Genomic DNA, 17,905 nt, shown 5'->3' on the forward strand with positions numbered 1-17,905 from the left:
CTTACTTCCAGAGTCGGGGACCGAGTCGCATCCAGGTCGCAAAGAAGGTGGGCAGGTCCGTCACGCCGCCGGGCTTGCTTTCGGCTAGAACCTCCGATTGAGCGTACGCATGGAACCAGCGGGTCGCCGGCGCGTGGTGGTGAATGCGGTGCAGCGAGCGATTCAGGATGAGCCAGGACAGAGGCCTTGGCAGGTATAAATCCGTCGTGATGTCAGCGGGTGCGCGGCGTGAGCCTTGAGCCGAGATCGGCACGCCATAGTGCTCGGCCTGCGTCAGCCAGAAATCCATCCAGGCAAAAAGGCAATACGGGAGCAGATAGGCGCACACGACTTGTCGAGGCACCTCATAGATGCCTAACGCCAGCAATGCAACGAAAACGACGATCAAGGCATTGTTCCAGCGCCAGCGCCAGACTGCGCGAGGGGGTGTGTAGCGTCGGGAAATAATATTGGTGGTCACGGTAACCCATAGTTGCTCCGCTGCACCCAGCAGGCTGATCAGGCGTGTCCGCCATGTCTGTTCGTACATCAGCCCTTCGGGATCATCGGCCTGGCAGGTTTTGCGGTGGTGTTCGAGGTGAAAGTAGCGGTAGCCCACGAAGTTGGCGGCGAAAATGGCAGCCGCGAACACACCCACTGCATCATTGAGACGCGTGCCAACGAGGAACTGTCGATGCACACCCTGATGCTTGATCTCCTGAACACCAATCATCAGGATCGCCTGGAGCACTATCAGCGGAACCAGCGGAACAACGACTAGCCATCCGAACCCCTCATGCGCAGCCAGCCAGGTGATCGCGGTCGTATTCAACACGCACAGGGCCATGAACAGATAGCTGGGCAGGTTGGAGCGCGAGCCGGCATCGACGTGCTGCGCTTTTGTCAGAGAGGCGTTCACAAGCACACGGAGCACAGTTTTTTCATGCGCTGCAGCCAGGGCAGCGGAACTCTCTTCCATATGAAGGAAAGGCCGGAGAGTGGCACCTTACCTACGATCAGCACACCGACATTCAGCGAAGGCTCATGCGGGAAATAGTTGTCGTTGATGGCAACGATCTTGCGAAAGCCTTTTTTGAAGTAAAACCGCAGTTGTGGATCCAGCGGCAGGCCCTTGCGTTCACCTCGCACATATTGTGCTACTGGAAGATCAGGATTCTGCGAGGCCCAATGACGAAGACCCGGGACCGGCGAGCCAAGATAGATGTCTGACCATCCCGCCTTCAGCGCATGGGGCCAGAAGAACTCGAAAATCGCTTGCACCGCTTTCGGATCAACACTGCTCAGGCTGATGCCAAACAACACACCGGTTTTTGCGGACTCCTCGCCGTCCTGTTTTCTTGCACAGTCTGCCCATGTCGGGCACTTGCGTATGGTGTCGTGCCGGGTAGGTTTCATGAACAACGACGCCAGCGCAGTCCCCGTGCGAGTGCAAAAAGCGCCGATGCTCAATGCAGGGAAAGAGGCGATCCGTGACGCCAGCATGGAGGCCTCGGCGCGCTGATCGCTTTCCCACTTCCTTTGCTCAAGTTCAAGCACCGAGGGAATGTCAGCTGGCGATAGAAATCGAACGTTGATCTCAGCGTCGTTAGAGGGGCAGTAAGCCCCCCCTTCATTTCTGCCAGCGTAACGATCAGGGACCTTTGCAATCCCGTTTTTCAAGGCGGCTTCCATCTCGGTAACAGGCAACATTACGTATTCGGCTCACAGATTGAAGGGGCGAGAAATCAATCCGCGTTACTGTATTGCGCTTGTGTGAACGTCTGATGATGGGCCGCAATGACTGCCCCCCGCTCATTTGTGGCGAGGGGGCTTGCCCCCGTTGGGCTGCGCAGCAGCCCCAAAATCATTCAACCCGGTTGTATCTGATAAATCGCATTTGCCGGGTTTACGACTGCTACGCAGCCGAACGGGGGCAAGCCCCCTCGCCACAGGTGTGTACACCTTCAATTGTTATCGCCACGCAAAGGGCGTGCGGTTTAGAGTGATCGACCACACACCGATCAAGGACGAACACTGCCATGCCCGACCACGACCCCGCCATTCACCTCGAACGCTTCAGCGAACACCACATCGAGGGCATCACCGCGCTCTATAACGACCCCGCCGTGGCTCGGCAGGTGCTGCAAATGCCGTTTCAGTCCACCGAGGTCTGGCGCCAGCGCCTGATGGCGGACGACGAGCGCGCGGTGAAATTGGTGGCGCTGCACCAGGGATCGGTCATCGGCAACATTGGCCTTGAGCAGTTTTCGCGAATCCGCCGCAGCCACGCCGGCAGCTTCGGCATGGGTGTCGCCGTGGCTTGGCAGGGCAAGGGTGTCGGTTCGAAACTGCTGGCGGCGGCACTGGACGTCGCTGACAACTGGATGAACCTGCAACGGGTCGAACTCTCGGTGTACGCCGACAACGAAGCGGCCATCGGCCTGTACCGCAAATTCGGTTTCGAGACCGAAGGCCTGTTTCGCGATTACGCCGTGCGTGACGGTCGACTGGTCGATACCCTGAGCATGGCGCGCCTGCGTCGCCGGTAAGTCAAAAAATCCTGTAGGAGCGAGGCTTGCCCGCGAAGAACGATGACGCGCAATACCTGAAGAACCGAGGTGCATTCTTCGCGGGCAAGCCTCGCTCCTACAGTCAGTCACCCAACGCGAACGCCACCGCCGCCTGCGCATGCAGTTCGGTGGTGTCGAGCAAGGGCAGGGCGCTGTGTTCGGGTTTGATCAGCAGGCTGATTTCGGTACAACCGAGGATGATCGCCTGGGCGCCACGCTCGGTCAGTGATTCGATCACCCGTTGATAGACCTGGCGTGACGCCTCGCTGATCACCCCGACGCACAACTCGTCATAGATGATCCGGTGCACGGCCAGACGTTCATCAGCCTCCGGTACCAGCACCGTCAGGCCCTTGGCCGTCAGACGTGCCTTGAGAAAGTCTTGCTCCATGGTGAACGCTGTCCCCAGCAAACCCACCCGCAGAGCGCCGGCGTCCAGTGCCGCCTGACCCGCCGGGTCGGCAATGTGCAGGAACGGAATATCGATCGCTGCCTGAATCTGCCCGGCCACCTTGTGCATGGTGTTGGTACACAGCACCACGCACTCGGCGCCACCTGCCTCCAGACGCTGGGCCGCATCCACCAGAATCGCCGCCGCGTCGTCCCAGCGGCCGGCATGCTGGGCCTGTTCGACCGGGCCGAAGTCGACGCTGTACATCAACAGTTTCGCCGAACGCAACGGCCCGAGACGGTCGCGTACCTGCTGGTTGATGAGACGGTAATACTCGGCGCTGGACTCCCAGCTCATGCCGCCGATAAGGCCGATGGTGCGCATTGGATTTCCTCAGGCTATGGCCTGTGTTGATAGGCCAGGCCTGAAAGGAGTTTCCATTCGTTCGATAGCGGACACCAGCGATAAATCAACTGTAATGCTCATGTTTCGGTGAAGTGTCATGGTGCTTTTTCAGGCAAGGGGACGACATGATTGCAGCCGGCAGCCAAGGTTCGCGCATAAAGGGGCGAGTTGATGCCCTGAATCAAACCGCCGCTGATCAGCGAATGAGAGAGAAGAGAACCGATTATTTTTGCATGACATATCCCTTGTCCATTCAGACACAACGTTGCTTGGGCACTTTGAGGCACTGAATGTCAGTCCGGTGTCGTTGAAATTGAAACGGTTACGCAATCAGCCTCAGGCACCACGAAAAGATAATCGGCTCGCCAGCGCCTGTTTTTCTCAGAGTGAAATTGAACATCACGGTTTTCCCCCGGTTTTCATCCAGCCAGGCCCGTGGCACGGGGTGTTCGGTATATTCGGTGGGGGACGTGATCTGGACTTCCTGACCGTAATGCGTGTTGACGCCGAAAAAAGCCATGCGCACCGTGTATTTATCGATCGGTGACGGATAGGGTGTTCTGAGAATGCTCTTGTTGCCGTTGAGGGTAGGTTCTGCGAGGCTCAGACTTTGCGGGGTGACGGTGATGTTCAGATCCCTGGAGGGAAGGTCTTGGGTGGTATTGGGCAGCCTGACGGTGTACCAGACTCTTGCCCCGCTACCGATGCAGTCGACTACCTCCAGTCGAGGCACTGGAAATCTCAGCGTCTGCCCGGCGAAGGATACCGTCTGGATCTCGCTGCCATAGGTGCTGTTGCGCCCTAGCCAATACACTTTCACCGTTTGCCCGGGGGCGGAGCCGGTGAAGGCCACCTCGACCGTGGCGAACTTGGCCTCATAAAAGTCCCGTACAAAATTCAATCGAGTACCGCTGAGTTCCAAGGCTTCCAGCACTTTTGGCGGTTTGAGATCCAGTACCGGTTTTTGGATGTGCACATCGATGTAAGTGGTTTTCGACCAGATTGCGAGTGGGCCTGAGTCGTTGCCGATCTGGTCTCTGACTCGAAAGCGCATGGCAAATCGGGGGTTATCACCTTTCTGAAACGCATCGGCGAACAGCTTCAGCACCACGATACGGGCCGTGGCCTGGGCTGCCGTGACGGTGTGCGGCACTTCGTGTCCGTCACAATCGAGGATAATGACGTCGTGCTCGCGCATGTAGTTGTAGCGCAGCTCGACCTCTACTCCTTGCGCGGCGCGGGCAGCATCCACTCCATTGGCGATGACATCTGCCGGAAGCGTCATCAGCAGATAGGGGTTGTCTCCCGGACCTGTGACGTCGCCGCCAGGGCGGGGGAAATTGAAGAGAACGACTCGCGGCTGCGAAGTTTCCATGTTCCCGCTTGTTCGTTTCACCCGCAGGCGCAGCCGGTTGATGCCGTTGCGCAGTAAGCCGCCCGGCATCTCCATATCCAGCACTGTGTCTTTCACTGTAATGGGTTTGGAGGTGACAGGTACGTCTGACTCGTTGAGCAGCACAGATACTGTTTCACCGTTGTCTTGCCCTAACCAAGGGAGAACCTTCAGGGACAGCAGGCCGGTACTGATGATTCTGATCGGGATGCCTCCTTCTGGACTCTCTGGGTGTTTGACCGGCACCACCCAGTCCGGAATCAGCACTTTATCGATTTCAAAAGACTCGTTATCAACAATCACGCTGCTCATCCCGCTTACCGGATTCGCAAGAGGAGTAACCGGTGGCGTCAATCCGTAAACGATCATTTTTTTGATGGTCACATAATTGGTTACCCCGCATTTGTTGCGATCGTCCCCGCTGTTCATGATGTGCGCTCCTGGCTGTACGGATTGAATGTTTTACTCCCGCGTCGGGGAGTTTTATCAAACACCCCGGATATGGATGTTGGCTACTGTCAGATCTGACAGGTGGCCCCCTGAAAAGCAGGTAAAACACGACCATTCGTCGCGTTCATCTGCCGAGGCTCTGTAGCCGTTCGCACCTTTGCCGTACGCGAGCTGTCGGCATCTGCCATGATCGACATTCGCAGCATCGCTTCAACCAAAGGGAACACCGCAATGGACGACGTACAGCAATTGGGCGAGATGCTTCGCCACTATGCAGATAGCGAAGCGCACAAGAAGCAACTGTTTGAGTCGCAATCGGCCGTGTGGGCGACGCGCATTGGTGAGTTGTTCGATCAGATCCAGCAATGGCTGGCGCCGGTCCTGGCGCCGAACCTGCTGGAGGTGAGTCGCGAGGCGTATGTCGCGTCCGGGCCGAGCGTTCCGGCGGAGACGTCGACATTCAAGACCGAGAAGCTGAGCATTGTGATTGCCGGCAAACCGGTGGAGTTCGTGCCGGACGTGATGGGCGCGGGCGGTCAGATTTCCCTTGCCGTGATGGGGTTGACCGCCGCGCGCTATGGCAGCATTTCGCTGGTGTGCCTGCCGCCCTCCAGCAATTGGCAATGGCGCAAGACCAATGGCTTGAAAGACCCGGACACCTTTGCCTTCGATGCGAACTTTTTGGCGCAGCAACTGCAGAGCCTGATTCCCCGCGAGCGTGGCTGAAGCGTGTTATTTGTGACCAACACATAACCACTGTGGGAGCGGGCTTTTGTGGCGAGGGGGCTTGCCCCCGTTCGAGTGCGCAGCGCTCGCAGGTCCTGGGTCCGCTGCGCGGCCCAACGGGGGCAAGCCCCCTCGCCACAAGCCCGCTCCCACAGTGGATGGGGTGTGTATCAAATTTCGAGGTTACCCCAACCCGGCTTCACTTCCTCCGGCGCCACTGCCTTCACGGTCTTGCCCGTTGCCAATTCCACCCGCCGCGCCACCTCGGGGTCATCGGCGAACGGAATCAGGCTGGCATCGTCCAGGCTCTGGGCCGTCTGGTGTTTCAGGCAGTACTCGACCGCCAACCAAAGCCCCAGAACACCCAATAGATTCAACGCCATCTCGATCATGTCAGGCTCCTTGCCTCAGGCAATCTGCGCTTCAAGTTCGGCCATTTTCACGTCCGCCACCCGCACCGTGCGCCAGGTGTTGTAGGCCATCAGCAACATGCCACTGAGGAAGAACACCCCGCCGACAAAGCGCACCACGAACCCCGGATGACTGGCCTGCAAGGCTTCAACGAAGGAGTAGGTCAGCGTGCCGTCGTCATTGATCGCGCGCCACATCAAACCCTGGGTGATGCCGTTGACCCACATCGAGGCGATGTACAGCACGGTGCCGATGGTCGCCAGCCAGAAGTGCGCGTTGATCAGGCCGATGCTGTGCATCTGCGGGCGACCGAAGACTTTCGGGACCATGTGATAGATGGCGCCGAAGGTGATCATCGCCACCCAGCCCAGAGCCCCGGCGTGTACGTGGCCGATGGTCCAGTCGGTGTAGTGGGAGAGGGCGTTGACCGTTTTGATCGCCATCATCGGCCCTTCAAAGGTCGACATGCCGTAGAAGGCCAGGGACAGCACCAGAAAGCGCAGGATCGGGTCGGTGCGCAACTTATGCCAGGCGCCGGACAACGTCATCATCCCGTTAATCATCCCGCCCCAGCTCGGCGCCAACAGGATCAGCGACATCGCCATGCCCAGCGACTGCGCCCAGTCCGGCAACGCGGTGTAGTGCAAGTGGTGCGGGCCGGCCCAGATGTATAGGGTGATCAGCGCCCAGAAGTGCACGATCGACAAGCGATAGGAATACACCGGCCGCCCGACTTGTTTCGGCACGAAGTAATACATCATCCCGAGGAAGCCGGTGGTCAGGAAGAACCCCACGGCGTTGTGCCCGTACCACCATTGCACCATGGCGTCGGTGGCCCCGGAATACACCGGGTACGACTTGAACCAGTCCACCGGGATCGACAGGTGATTGACCACGTGCAGCATGGCGATCACCACAATGAACGCGCCGAAAAACCAGTTGCCGACGTAGATGTGCCTGGTCTTGCGTTGCACCACGGTGGTGAAGAACACGATGGCGTAAGCGACCCAGACCACCGTCATCCACACCGCGCCGGAGAATTCGATCTCGGCGTATTCCTTGGTTGTGGTGTAGCCCAGCGGCAGGGTGATCAGCATGACCACGATCACCGATTGCCAGCCCCAGAAGGTGAACGCGGCGAGCTTGTCGGAGTACAGCCGCACCTGGCAGGTGCGCTGCACCGCATAGTAACTGGCGGCGAATTGCGCGCTGCCGGCAAAGCCGAAAATCACCAGGCTGGTGTGCAACGGGCGCAAGCGGCCGAAGGTGGTCCACGGCAGGTCGAGGTTCATCTCGGGCCATACCAGTTGCGAGGCGATCCACACCCCCATCGCCATCCCGACGACGCCCCAGACGATGGTTGCCACGACGAATTGGCGAACGACCTTGTAGTTATAGGCCTGTCCGATTGTTGCTGTGCTCATGGTCAATTCTTCCACGGTTGCAAAGTCTTGCCAGGCCACCCGGTCTGGCATGCATGAACTGTAGAAACCCTGCCGCAGACAAAACAGACTCAGAAAAACCGAGTTTATGCGGATCAGATGCGATGCGGGCCTGCGGCCATAGGCCGCGCCCTGATACGGTTTTTTAGTGTTTAGCTGAATCTGTAACGTGCTGCGCTGCAGGTGCATAGTCGCCACCTCGAAAACGAGCCGCAGAGCTTGATGCCCACCAGTTAAGGAACAGACCTTGTGGGAGCGAGCCTGCTCGCGATAGCGGACTGACAGTCAGCACATGTGTTGATTGTGCAACCGTCATCGCGAGCAGGCTCGCTCCCACAAGGATTGCAGCAGGCATCAGCCATAGAGCCCGATAATCCTGATGAGGTGGCAGCCACATGTATCAATACGATGACTATGACCGGGCCCTGGTGTTCGAGCGTGTTGCGCAGTTTCGCGATCAGGTCGAACGTTTCATGGCCGGGGAGTTGAGCGAAGAAGAGTTCCTGCCCCTGCGCCTGCAGAACGGCCTGTACATGCAAAAGCATGCCTACATGCTGCGCGTGGCAATTCCTTATGGCACGCTGAGCGCCAAGCAAATGCGCATTCTGGCGAGCATTGCGCGGGACTACGATCGTGGCTACGGCCATTTCACCACCCGGCAGAACATGCAGTTCAACTGGATCGAACTGGCCCAGGTGCCGGACATTCTCGAACGTCTGGCCCAAGTCGAAATGCACGCGATCCAGACCTCCGGCAACTGCGTGCGCAACATCACCACCGAAGCCTTCGCCGGCGTCGCGGCGGACGAGTTGATGGACCCGCGCCCGCTGGCAGAGATCCTGCGGCAATGGTCGACCATCAACCCGGAATTCCTGTTCCTGCCGCGCAAGTTCAAGATCGCCATCTGCTCGGCCAGGCAGGACCGCGCGGCGATCATGATGCATGACATCGGCCTTTATCTTTACCGTGATGACAGCGGGCAAATGCTCTTGCGCGTGATTGTTGGCGGCGGCTTGGGGCGCACGCCGATCCTCGGTTTGCAGATTCGCGAAGGCTTGCCGTGGCAGCACCTGCTGTCCTATGTCGAGGCGGTGCTGCGGGTCTATAACCGTCACGGGCGGCGCGATAACAAGTACAAGGCGCGGATCAAGATTCTGGTCAAGGCGCTGGGTATCGAAGCCTTCGCCAAGGAAGTGGAGGAGGAGTGGCAATACCTCAAGGACGGTCCGGCACAGTTGACCGATGTCGAGTATGAGCGTGTCGCCAGTGCCTTCGTGCCGCCCGATTACCGCTCATTGGCCAACACTGACCTGGATTTCGGCACGCGTCTGGCCGAGAACCCGGCATTCGCCCGTTGGGTGACGCGCAATGTTCAACCGCACAAAGTGCCGGGTTACGCCAGCGTGGTGCTGTCGACCAAACCGGGCATCGCCGCGCCACCGGGGGATGTCACGGCCGAGCAGATGGACGCGGTGGCCCAGTGGTCCGAACAGTTCGGCTTCGGCGAAATCCGCATCGCCCATGAACAGAACATCGTTCTGCCAGATGTGCCCAAGACCGACCTTTACCCACTGTGGTGCCTGGCCTGCGAGCAAGGCCTGGGATGCGCCAACATCGGCTTGCTGACCGACATCATCGCGTGCCCCGGCGGCGACTTCTGCGCGTTGGCCAACGCCAAATCCATCCCCATCGCACAAGCGATTCAGGCGCGATTCGAGGACCTGGATTACCTGCACGACCTCGGCGATATCAGCCTGAACATTTCTGGCTGCATGAACGCCTGCGGTCACCACCATATTGGCAACATCGGCATTCTTGGCGTCGATAAAAACGGCAGCGAGTGGTACCAGATCACCCTCGGCGGCGCTCAGGGCAAAAATAGCGCGTTGGGCAAAGTCATCGGCCCGTCCTTCAGCGCCGCCGAAGTGCCCGACGTCGTTGAACGGATCATTGCCACGTTCGTTCGCTACCGCGAGAGCGAGGAACTGTTCGTCGATACCTTGGCGCGCATCGGTCTGGAGCCGTTCAAGGAGCGGGTGTACCCGAAAATGCTGGAGGTGTCGGCATGAACAATCTGCTGCGTTTGCAAGAAGGCGGCGCCGAGTGGGTACGCGACGACCCGTGGCAGTTGATCCGTGAAACAACGGGTGAGTTGCCGACCGGACCGCTGATACTGCCATTACCCCAGTGGCTGGCGCTTAATGCCGACAGGACATCAGCGCTCGAAGGTGTCTGGCTGGGTCCCAACGACGAAGTGACAAACCTGACGCCGTGGTTTCCCGACCTGCCGCTGATTGCCCTGGACTTTCCGAGTTTTCGCGACGGACGCGCCTACAGCCAGGCCTATCTGTTGCGTACGCGTTTCGGTTGGCAAGGCGAATTGCGCGCGATTGGCGATGTACTGCGCGATCAACTCAGCCACATGCGTCAATGCGGTTTCGACAGCTTTGCCGTGCGCGAAGACAAATCCGCCGAAGATGCGCTTAAGGGATTGGCGGGGATGAGCGTGTTGTACGGGCGCTCGGTGATCGAGCCGCGGCCGTTGTTTCGGCGGCGCGGCCCACAGACCTCGTAGGAGCGAGGCTTGCCCGCGAAGAACGATGACGCGTAATACCTGAAAAACCGCGGTGCATTCTTCGCGGGCAAGTCGGATCGCCGCACCGCTCGCTCCTACGGGGATCTCTCTTGTCTGGGGATTTTTGCTTGGGCCAATGATGGCATTTTGATAGAGTCCGCGCCTCATAAGGGAGTCAGCAAAGAAAGGAGTCTGGTTTGAGCGCGGGCAAGAAGATTTTAGGGCTGATAGCGTTGTTGCTGATGGCAGCCCTGTGGGGCAGTTATTTTTATGTGTTCAAAGAGAACCGTAACGGCCAGCTCGGGGAGACGTTCAGCAGCTATGCCTGGTGCGGCACGCCGCCGGCCAGCGATGCCACCGGCTCGGATAAGGACCGACTGTCGCTGTACATCACCAACAACGTTCACGGCGAGTTCATGCTCTCGGGCGCGGTGGTCGTCTCCGAGCGAACCTTTGATCGCTATGACCTTGGCCGCAATGAACTGCGGCTGCGCATGGAGCCCATGCAGTGGTCCTACGGCATTGCGCCGATTCTCATGGATCAGGTCAAGATCAAACCCCTGAGCCGCAACCTGTCTTCGACCAACAAAAGTGCCTATGCGGAACTTGAGTCCAGACCCATCGGGGTTCAGGGGCAGTCGACGGACTTTCCGTTCGACACCTATCGCTACGGCTATAAACCGGTGCTGTATTACCTCAAGGGCAACGAGCGCATAGACCTGCGCTTCAAGAACGTCACCACCAGCATGGCGATGTCGAACACTTTCACGCCGATCCAGAAGTACAACCGCGTGGAATACATCAACCAGAAAAACTCGTTGATTCGCGAGGAAGACTACAAGCCCTACGGCGCCAACGAATGCGCGTTCAGTGTCGAGCGCAAGGGCTCGTTCAAGGTGATTGTGCTGCTGTTGCTGCTGGTGATGTGTCTGCCGCTGCTGCACGTGTTTTATCGCGATGAGCCGGGCATCGATTTTCTCGCGACGCTGGTGAGTATTGGTGCGATCCGGGTGTTTCTGGTGGGGCCGTTGAACGACTTCCAGCTGTACAGCATCGACTTCCTGTTCGCCGCGGTGATTATCCTGGTGGGCACGGTGTCGCTGATCAAGGCGATGCGCGCCAATAGTCGGCGGGAGTTGGCGGCGAAAAGCGGATCTTCGTGGTGATTGACCAGGTTTTTCAAGGTGAAGTTTTGTGTTGTTTGAGCTGATGTCTTCGCGGGCAAGCCTCGCTCCTACGGGGGGTGGGTTCGTACAACCCGGACTTGCAGGAGCGAGGCTTGCCCGCGAAGAGGCCTTTGAATATTGCCGCGATCACCTCAGCAATAGATGAATGTTGTGCTTTTTGATAACAAAGTGCCGGGTATTGGCTATACCTGTAATTCCCGTATTCAATATTCTTGCCCGGCCTTCTGACAGGAGTTACAGCATGAAGCTTGCGTTACTGATGAGCACACTGTGCATCGCCTCGATCGGGGTGGTGGGTTGCTCGAGCAAAGTCGTCGAGCCGGACCAGTATTCCGGTTTTCTCAAAAACTACAGTCAGCTCAAGGAAGCCAAGTCGCCATCGGGCGCCGTGGTGATGCGCTGGATGGACCCCAAGCTCGATATCAACAAGTTCACCAGTGTCTACATCGAACCGACTCAGCTCTATCCCAAACCGCAACCGACGGTGAAAATCCCTCAGGCCACGCTGAACGGCATCACCAGTTACTACGATCAAGCACTTAAACGCGAAATAGGCAAATCCCTGCCACTGGCCAGTGGTCCCGGCCCTGGCGTGATGGTGGTGCGTGCGGCGATCACCTCTGTTACCAGCAAGACCGAAAGCCTCCAGCCTTATGAAGTGATCCCGATCGCCCTGGTAGCAGCGGCAGTCAGTACAGCCAGCGGCATTCGCGACCAGGAAACCAATCTGGCCACCGAAGCGGTGTTTCTCGATGGTGGCAACAACAAAGTCGTGGCCCAAGTGGTGCGCAAGGGCATTGGCAAACCACTGGAAAGCTCAGATCAGGTGATGAAGGCCGGTGACGTGAAAAACGTGATCGATGGCTGGGCGTCGGACATGCATCAGTCGTATCTGAAGCTCAAGTCCAAGTCCAAGTAATGCGGCAGGGCTGAAGGCCTCTTCGCGAGCAAGCCCGCTCCCACACTGGATCTGCTGTGAGCACATTATTTGTGAACACCAGAGATCAAATGTGGGAGCGGGCTTGCTCGCGAAAGCGGTCTCCCGGTACCACTAATTTCCCCCTGAAACCGCCATACCCCGCGTAGGAGCTGCCGAAGGCTGCGATCTTTTGATCTTGCTTTTGCGGCCCTCGGGAAAAGCAAGATCAAAAGATCGCAGCCTTCGACAGCTCCTACGGTGTATCAGGAGTATCAGGTGCGCTTCAGTGCTTCTTCGCCTGCTCACGCACTCGTTCTTCCTGCTCGCGCAACTGTGGTGTGAACTCGGCACCGAAGTCTTCTGCCTCGTACACCTGGCGAATCTCGATCTCGGCCTCTGTCCCCGGCATGGGGTTGGGGCAGCGCTTGACCCACTCGATCGCTTCCTCTTTCGATTTCACCTGCCACAGCCAATAGCCGGCGATCAGCTCCTTGGTTGCGGCGAACGGGCCGTCGATCACCGTGCGCTGGTCACCCGAGAAGCGCACGCGGGCGCCTTTGCTGCTCGGCTGCAGGCCGTCGCAATCGATGAGGATGCCGGCCTTGGCCAGTTCCTCGTTGAAATTGCCCATCGCGGTCATCAGTTCTTCGCTGGGCATCACACCGGCCTCGGAATCCGGGCTGGCTTTCACAATGATCATGAATCGCATGGTCTTGTCTCCGCTGGATTTGAGTGACTCACTTCTTGGTCGAATGGCAGTCGCCTGAATCGACACTACCTCTAAAAAAGACCGCAAAAGGGGCGGATTTGTTACCTGTGCAAATGACCCATTCCCTTAAATGGCACCTTGATTTAAATCCACCCCGATAACTATGTACCGCACCCGACTGCGGCTCCATCGACATGCTGTGCCCTACAGACAAGGAGTGACTGTATGGCACAACAAACACATTACGATGGAACGTCAGGAAGTGTTGTCATCAGGTCGGGACCACCCGCTTCGAGTGGTGGCTCTGGCGGCGGTTTTGGTGGCGGCGGAGGGGTTTCAGGCGGATTCGGTAAAACCAGCAAGAAAAGGCAAAAGGCCCGCAGGCGGGCCATAGAAGCGGATCGTCAGAAGAAGGAAAAAGAGCGCGCGCAGGCCGAGGCCAAAGCGCAAGCCGAGGCGGCTCAAGCACAGGCAGCCGCAGCACAGGCTCAGGCTCTTCACCAGTTTCTGGCGGGGCTGGCGCAGCGTCATGACGCTATCAGGGGTGAGGTGGACCGTCGTTTTGCCGACAGGGCCGGGCAACTCGCGCCATCTCTTGAACAAGAAATCTCGGCTGCACGACGGGCGCCCAACAGCAATTCGAGCGAACGCTGGCAGCTTTACCTGATCACCAAAGAAAAAAATGAGATCGATGGGCTCATCGCCCGCAAAACCACCGAGCTTAATGCCAGGAACGCAGTCGCCCGTTCATTTGATGGTCATGATCCATTCACCCGTACTTCAAACGATTACCTGACGCGACTGGGGCAGTTCGGCCAGGCACTCAACGACGGCCACCATATCTGGGAACACGCCTACAACGCGGCCCACGAAGCGCGGCTGCTATCCACACAGATAAGCGCACTCACTGACAAGTCCAGCGCGCTGGCAAGGCGTCATGCCGAGCAGACGATTGTCTGGCGCAAAAGGGAAGCGGTCTGGGAGGCCCAGCGCCAGTACGCCGAGCAACGTGAAGCTCGAATTCGCTTCAAGCAGCAGGCCGATGAAGATGCACGGGTTGAGCGGGTCAGGCAAGCCAACACGCTGACAGTCCCGGTGTCTTCGCTGACTGCTGGCGGGATGGCTTTGACGCGCGATGGCATATTCGTTGCGCAGCAAGGCGCTGCAGTGCTTGAAATGGCTATCCAGTCTGCCGTCAATACCCTCATCGATTTCGGGCGGATTGCCGCAAAAACGGGACCGGTGTTCGTCACCGCGATGGTGTACTCGCCAACCCTTGGTGATGGTGAGTTGAGCGCTGAGCAACGTCGGCGTTTGTTTCAGTCTGTCGGGGTGCCGGCGCAAGCGTTGGGCCTTACTGACCGCCAAGCGTTGCAATCGATCGCCGATGCGGGCGGTTCAGTGGAGGTCGCATACCGACTCAAACCTGAAACCGTGCCGGAAGGCACCGCGATCATCGCTGTCGCTACGGGCGATGCCATTGGTGCTGATGTGCCGGTCATCAATGCGGTGCTTGACCCGCTGACCGGCCTCTATAGCGCCGAGATTCCCGGATCGCCAGCCAGGCACCTGCAATTCACCCCGGACACCACTCAGGTTGCCACTGCCAGTCAGCCCGGGCTGAGCGTGTTGACACCCCAGGTCGAGGGCATTGCGGCGGGCGTCGATCTGCGTATCAGCGATTGCATTGTGTGCGTGCCTGATCAGCCGCCGATTTACTTCACCTTCAATCTGCCAGCGATAGGCTCGGGCGTCGTCACAGGGGTCGGTAAGCCGGCGGCGAATGACTGGTGGAAAACCGCGAGCCAGGCACAAGGTGCTGCCATTCCCGTGCAGATCGGCGACCAGTTTCGTGGTCGTGAATTCAATTCGCTTTCCGCCTTCGACGAAGCGCTGTGGCGAACGCTCGGCGAGCATCCGGCGCTCATCGCTCAATTCGATGAGGTGAACAAAAAGCGCATCGAACAAGGCTTCGCGCCGTACGCGCCGAAAAGTACCTGGGTCGGTGAGCGACGCGAGTTCGAACTGCTCTATCAGGAGCGGGCAGAGCTCGGCGCCAATCCTTTCAACCTCGACAAAATCAGCATCACCACGCCGCAAAGCATCCAGGGACGGCTGGGGATCACTCCTGCGGTCCTGCCCTGGCCGATTCGTCCGGTTGGTGTCGGAACCTGGACACCTCTGGTTCCGCCAGGTATCGAACACCTCGGTCCGACAACCTTACCGGTTACACCGTCGATTCCAGCGGTTTATCCCGGTACACCGATCATCCCGGTCTTACCGCAAAACGAGACGTTTCCGGCTGTTGACGAAGGGCAGATCGGTGCCAGTATTCCTGGGTACCCGGCGGATATGGAGTTGCCTTCGCCGGATGTTCTGTTTCTGGATCGGCGTGACGATCCGGGTGTGGCGATCGGGGTTGGGGAGCAGGTATCAGGTGTATGGCTAGGCGATGCTTCACGAACGGACGGTGCGCCGATTCCTTCGCAGATCGCAGACCAGTTAAGAGGGAAGGAGTTTGCTGACTTTCATCGGTTCAGAGAGGCGTTTTGGAGGACTGTTGCGGCTGACATAAGCTTAAGCACTCAGTTCAATGCCACAAACTTAAGGTTTATGCGCAAGGGCAGCGCACCTTTCCCTATCACAAATGATCAGTACGGAGGTCGAGTAAAGTTTGAACTCCATCACCGATTAGAAATTGCACAAGGTGGAGGGGTGTATGACATGGAGAATATTGTGGTGATGACGCCCAGACGACATGTTCTTTTACACAAAGGAGGCAATCAATTATGAAACACACCTCGCGCCTCGAAGATTACACAGAGTCTGAATTTCTTGATTTCCTTAGAGAGTTTTTTGATGGAGGAGAGGACTTGGCAGCGGACGACTTTGATAAATATATGATTGAACGCGTTCAGCATTTTGAAATGATTACCGAACACCCCGACCGCTCTGACGTCATCTTCTATCCCAAGGAAGGCCAAGAGGACAGTCCAGAGGGAGTTCTGAAAGAAGTCAAAGAATGGCGCGCACTCAATAACAAACCCGGCTTCAAGCCAGAGTAACTGCACGCATCCAATTCAAAGGCATCTGCTCATCACACATGAGCAGATGCTGTTATCTGGCAGCCGTTGTGTGCCCGAAACAAGGAAGCAATAAAGATGGAACTTAAAACAACACTCAAGGATTACACCGAATCGGAATTCCAGGCCTTGGTGAACAGGATCTGGGCCGTCGATCTGCCGAAACAGGACCACGACCGACTGATCAATCATTTCGACCGCATCGTCGGTGATCCCAAAGGGGCCGACCTGCTGTTTTATCCGCCAGAGGACGATACGAACACTTATTCATCGGACTCGGTCGTGTACTACGTCAAAGACTGGCACCACAAACAGGGGCGTGCAGCATTAAAAGGGGAGGGTGTTCCTGTTCCACGTCCGGTTGCTGCAAGACCGGGAGCACCGTTGACCCCGGCGCAGATGACACAGCAACGTATCGCCCGGAACCTGGCTGACGTACAAAAAGTCGCTGTAGATCTGGCGGAGACAGAACGGGCGGCAGATGCGGCACTCAGTGTATTCGAGCAACGAATCAAACACCTGCGTCAGCGACAGAACGCTCAAGTGGACATCCGTGGACGCGAGGCGGACATCCGTGCTCTGGAGACTTCTGAATTTCAATCGCGCCTGGCAGCCCGCCGATACGAATTCTGGAAAATGAGCATCGGGTTCAAAAGAGACAGCGCCCGACGCGAGCTATCCTACGCCCGGTCCGAACTCGCGCAGTGGCAAAGTATCGCCCAGCAGATCAATGCCACTCACGACCGTTATCTGGCGAAGCTGAATGAGATCAATCAACATCTCCATCGTTTTCAAGTGGATGCTGAAGCGCTGCTGGCGGTCGCCCAAACACAACTCGTTGATCAGCGTTATCAGCAGGGAGCAGGGCCGACCCAGGCGGGCGAGTTGCTTTTTGCGCCGCTTGCCTTTGCCAATGGGCGACCGGGTATTTTCCTCGATGGCGACCTTTCGCAACTGTTGGAGACCCATCGGGTTGCGCTACAAAAAGCCATACGCTCGGCGGTGGCGGAGTTTACCTGGCAGATAACCTCGGGAACCCAGGACCATCAAGGTCAATACGCCGCCGTGCTGCAATTCGAATTCACCAGCCGGGCTGAAGTGGGGAGGTACGGGCTCAGCGTTCCGCTGCTCGAGTTACTGCCGATCGAGGGCAAGGATTGGCAAGACTTGGCCGTGACGGGGGCCGAAGTCGATCTTCCGTTCAGGATGAGCAGCGGCACGTACGCCGTTCCACCAGGGACGATGTCCCGAGGCCTGAGAGAAATACACACATTGCTTCAGGTGGCTATTACGCCGACTAATGGCAATGTATTGTCCTCCAGGGTGAGGGTGCGAGCTGCTGTCTGGGATGCGCAGATGAAGACTTACTGCTTCACCGCTGACGGGCCGGCCCCGATGATCGTGAGCTGGAGCGCGCCAGCTACCCTTGAAGCAACATCAACCCTGGCGCCGGCCCCCGAGTATCGGCTGGGATTCCTCCGGTCTTCACCTGTGCCCTTGCTGGAGTCTTTCAACGACATGGCTGCGATTCGTTTCGATGACTATGTTGTGGTGTTCCCGCCGGAATCTGGCCTGGACCCGCTTTACATCATGTTCAGAGGCCGGAACGAATACCCCGAAATAACCATTGCTCAAGCAAAGTCCTAGCACTGCCGCTTTCAGCCA

16 protein-coding genes are annotated in these 17,905 nt (G+C 58.0%); 9 read left to right on the forward strand and 7 right to left on the reverse strand.

The window, feature by feature from the left end; genetic code table 11:
• Position 1 precedes the first annotated feature (1 nt).
• Positions 2-958, reverse strand: coding sequence for a fatty acid desaturase (locus PMI30_RS12090; protein WP_238541998.1), 957 nt, complete (start codon positions 956-958; stop codon positions 2-4).
• Positions 895-1,689, reverse strand: a complete 795-nt coding sequence (locus tag PMI30_RS12085) for a hypothetical protein (protein WP_238541999.1) — start codon at positions 1,687-1,689, stop codon at positions 895-897. Before PMI30_RS12085 ends, PMI30_RS12090 begins: the two co-directional genes overlap by 64 nt.
• 329 nt (positions 1,690-2,018) lie before the next feature.
• On the opposite strand from PMI30_RS12085, the gene PMI30_RS12080 reads away from it, so the two are divergent.
• Positions 2,019-2,528, forward strand: a complete 510-nt coding sequence (locus PMI30_RS12080; RefSeq protein ID WP_008010895.1) for a GNAT family N-acetyltransferase — start codon at positions 2,019-2,021, stop codon at positions 2,526-2,528.
• A gap of 103 nt (positions 2,529-2,631) precedes the next feature.
• Here PMI30_RS12080 and PMI30_RS12075 read toward each other — a convergent pair whose 3' ends face one another.
• Both PMI30_RS12075 and PMI30_RS12070 read right to left on the reverse strand, forming a co-directional pair.
• Positions 2,632-3,324, reverse strand: coding sequence for an aspartate/glutamate racemase family protein (locus tag PMI30_RS12075; RefSeq protein ID WP_008010897.1), 693 nt, complete (start codon positions 3,322-3,324; stop codon positions 2,632-2,634).
• A gap of 343 nt (positions 3,325-3,667) precedes the next feature.
• Positions 3,668-5,167 carry a hypothetical protein gene (locus tag PMI30_RS12070; protein WP_008010898.1) on the reverse strand — a complete coding sequence of 500 codons (1,500 nt, stop codon included), beginning with the start codon at positions 5,165-5,167 and terminating at the stop codon, positions 3,668-3,670.
• Positions 5,168-5,419: 252 nt separating this feature from the next.
• Between PMI30_RS12070 and PMI30_RS12065 the strand changes: the two genes are divergently transcribed.
• Positions 5,420-5,914 (forward strand): hypothetical protein, encoded by a 495-nt coding sequence (locus PMI30_RS12065; protein WP_008010900.1) that lies wholly within the window; start codon positions 5,420-5,422, stop codon positions 5,912-5,914.
• Positions 5,915-6,084: 170 nt separating this feature from the next.
• Here PMI30_RS12065 and PMI30_RS12060 read toward each other — a convergent pair whose 3' ends face one another.
• Entirely contained in the window at positions 6,085-6,306 is a 222-nt protein-coding gene (locus PMI30_RS12060) for a hypothetical protein (RefSeq protein WP_008010902.1), read from the reverse strand.
• A 15-nt stretch (positions 6,307-6,321) separates the two neighbouring features.
• Positions 6,322-7,749 (reverse strand): cytochrome-c oxidase, cbb3-type subunit I, encoded by a 1,428-nt coding sequence (gene ccoN, locus PMI30_RS12055; protein WP_032835651.1) that lies wholly within the window; start codon positions 7,747-7,749, stop codon positions 6,322-6,324.
• A gap of 413 nt (positions 7,750-8,162) precedes the next feature.
• On the opposite strand from ccoN, the gene PMI30_RS12050 reads away from it, so the two are divergent.
• The 4 genes from PMI30_RS12050 to PMI30_RS12035 all read left to right on the forward strand — a co-directional run bounded on the left by PMI30_RS12050 (position 8,163) and on the right by PMI30_RS12035 (position 12,448).
• The gene (locus tag PMI30_RS12050; protein WP_008010906.1) at positions 8,163-9,836 is read left to right on the forward strand and encodes a nitrite/sulfite reductase; all 1,674 of its coding nucleotides are present in this window, start codon (positions 8,163-8,165) and stop codon (positions 9,834-9,836) included.
• Positions 9,833-10,342, forward strand: a complete 510-nt coding sequence (locus PMI30_RS12045; protein WP_008010907.1) for a DUF934 domain-containing protein — start codon at positions 9,833-9,835, stop codon at positions 10,340-10,342. Before PMI30_RS12050 ends, PMI30_RS12045 begins: the two co-directional genes overlap by 4 nt.
• Positions 10,343-10,539: 197 nt before the next feature.
• Positions 10,540-11,508 carry a hypothetical protein gene (locus tag PMI30_RS12040; protein ID WP_008010908.1) on the forward strand — a complete coding sequence of 323 codons (969 nt, stop codon included), beginning with the start codon at positions 10,540-10,542 and terminating at the stop codon, positions 11,506-11,508.
• Between the two features lie 262 nt (positions 11,509-11,770).
• Positions 11,771-12,448 carry a DUF3313 domain-containing protein gene (locus tag PMI30_RS12035; protein ID WP_008010909.1) on the forward strand — a complete coding sequence of 226 codons (678 nt, stop codon included), beginning with the start codon at positions 11,771-11,773 and terminating at the stop codon, positions 12,446-12,448.
• A gap of 283 nt (positions 12,449-12,731) precedes the next feature.
• On the opposite strand, the gene PMI30_RS12030 is transcribed toward PMI30_RS12035, so the two are convergent.
• Positions 12,732-13,157, reverse strand: coding sequence for a YciI family protein (locus PMI30_RS12030; RefSeq protein ID WP_008010910.1), 426 nt, complete (start codon positions 13,155-13,157; stop codon positions 12,732-12,734).
• Positions 13,158-13,382: 225 nt separating this feature from the next.
• Here PMI30_RS12030 and PMI30_RS12025 point away from each other — a divergent pair, with 225 nt between their 5' ends.
• From PMI30_RS12025 to PMI30_RS12015, 3 genes are all read left to right on the forward strand, one after another.
• Positions 13,383-15,950 (forward strand): S-type pyocin domain-containing protein, encoded by a 2,568-nt coding sequence (locus PMI30_RS12025; protein WP_008010913.1) that lies wholly within the window; start codon positions 13,383-13,385, stop codon positions 15,948-15,950.
• The gene (locus PMI30_RS12020; protein WP_008010915.1) at positions 15,947-16,222 is read left to right on the forward strand and encodes a bacteriocin immunity protein; all 276 of its coding nucleotides are present in this window, start codon (positions 15,947-15,949) and stop codon (positions 16,220-16,222) included. The genes PMI30_RS12025 and PMI30_RS12020 overlap by 4 nt, the downstream gene beginning before the upstream one ends.
• A 96-nt stretch (positions 16,223-16,318) precedes the next feature.
• Positions 16,319-17,887 carry an S-type pyocin domain-containing protein gene (locus tag PMI30_RS12015; protein ID WP_008010916.1) on the forward strand — a complete coding sequence of 523 codons (1,569 nt, stop codon included), beginning with the start codon at positions 16,319-16,321 and terminating at the stop codon, positions 17,885-17,887.
• Positions 17,888-17,905 lie beyond the last annotated feature (18 nt).

This window comes from Pseudomonas sp. GM50 (genome assembly GCF_000282375.1).
GTDB lineage: Bacteria > Pseudomonadota > Gammaproteobacteria > Pseudomonadales > Pseudomonadaceae > Aquipseudomonas.

Excerpts from the sequence above, each read along its gene's own strand:
- PMI30_RS12075 (WP_008010897.1), bottom strand. The coding sequence starts at position 3,324 with ATGCGCACCATCGGCCTTATCGGCGGCATGAGCTGGGAGTCCAGCGCC.
- PMI30_RS12020 (WP_008010915.1), top strand. The coding sequence starts at position 15,947 with ATGAAACACACCTCGCGCCTCGAAGATTACACAGAGTCTGAATTTCTT.
- PMI30_RS12080 (WP_008010895.1), top strand. The coding sequence starts at position 2,019 with ATGCCCGACCACGACCCCGCCATTCACCTCGAACGCTTCAGCGAACAC.
- PMI30_RS12050 (WP_008010906.1), top strand. The coding sequence starts at position 8,163 with ATGTATCAATACGATGACTATGACCGGGCCCTGGTGTTCGAGCGTGTT.
- PMI30_RS12060 (WP_008010902.1), bottom strand. The coding sequence starts at position 6,306 with ATGATCGAGATGGCGTTGAATCTATTGGGTGTTCTGGGGCTTTGGTTG.
- ccoN (WP_032835651.1), bottom strand. The coding sequence starts at position 7,749 with ATGAGCACAGCAACAATCGGACAGGCCTATAACTACAAGGTCGTTCGC.
- PMI30_RS12030 (WP_008010910.1), bottom strand. The coding sequence starts at position 13,157 with ATGCGATTCATGATCATTGTGAAAGCCAGCCCGGATTCCGAGGCCGGT.
- PMI30_RS12015 (WP_008010916.1), top strand. The coding sequence starts at position 16,319 with ATGGAACTTAAAACAACACTCAAGGATTACACCGAATCGGAATTCCAG.
- PMI30_RS12045 (WP_008010907.1), top strand. The coding sequence starts at position 9,833 with ATGAACAATCTGCTGCGTTTGCAAGAAGGCGGCGCCGAGTGGGTACGC.
- PMI30_RS12025 (WP_008010913.1), top strand. The coding sequence starts at position 13,383 with ATGGCACAACAAACACATTACGATGGAACGTCAGGAAGTGTTGTCATC.
- PMI30_RS12090 (WP_238541998.1), bottom strand. The coding sequence starts at position 958 with ATGGAAGAGAGTTCCGCTGCCCTGGCTGCAGCGCATGAAAAAACTGTG.
- PMI30_RS12035 (WP_008010909.1), top strand. The coding sequence starts at position 11,771 with ATGAAGCTTGCGTTACTGATGAGCACACTGTGCATCGCCTCGATCGGG.
- PMI30_RS12070 (WP_008010898.1), bottom strand. The coding sequence starts at position 5,167 with ATGAACAGCGGGGACGATCGCAACAAATGCGGGGTAACCAATTATGTG.
- PMI30_RS12065 (WP_008010900.1), top strand. The coding sequence starts at position 5,420 with ATGGACGACGTACAGCAATTGGGCGAGATGCTTCGCCACTATGCAGAT.
- PMI30_RS12085 (WP_238541999.1), bottom strand. The coding sequence starts at position 1,689 with ATGTTGCCTGTTACCGAGATGGAAGCCGCCTTGAAAAACGGGATTGCA.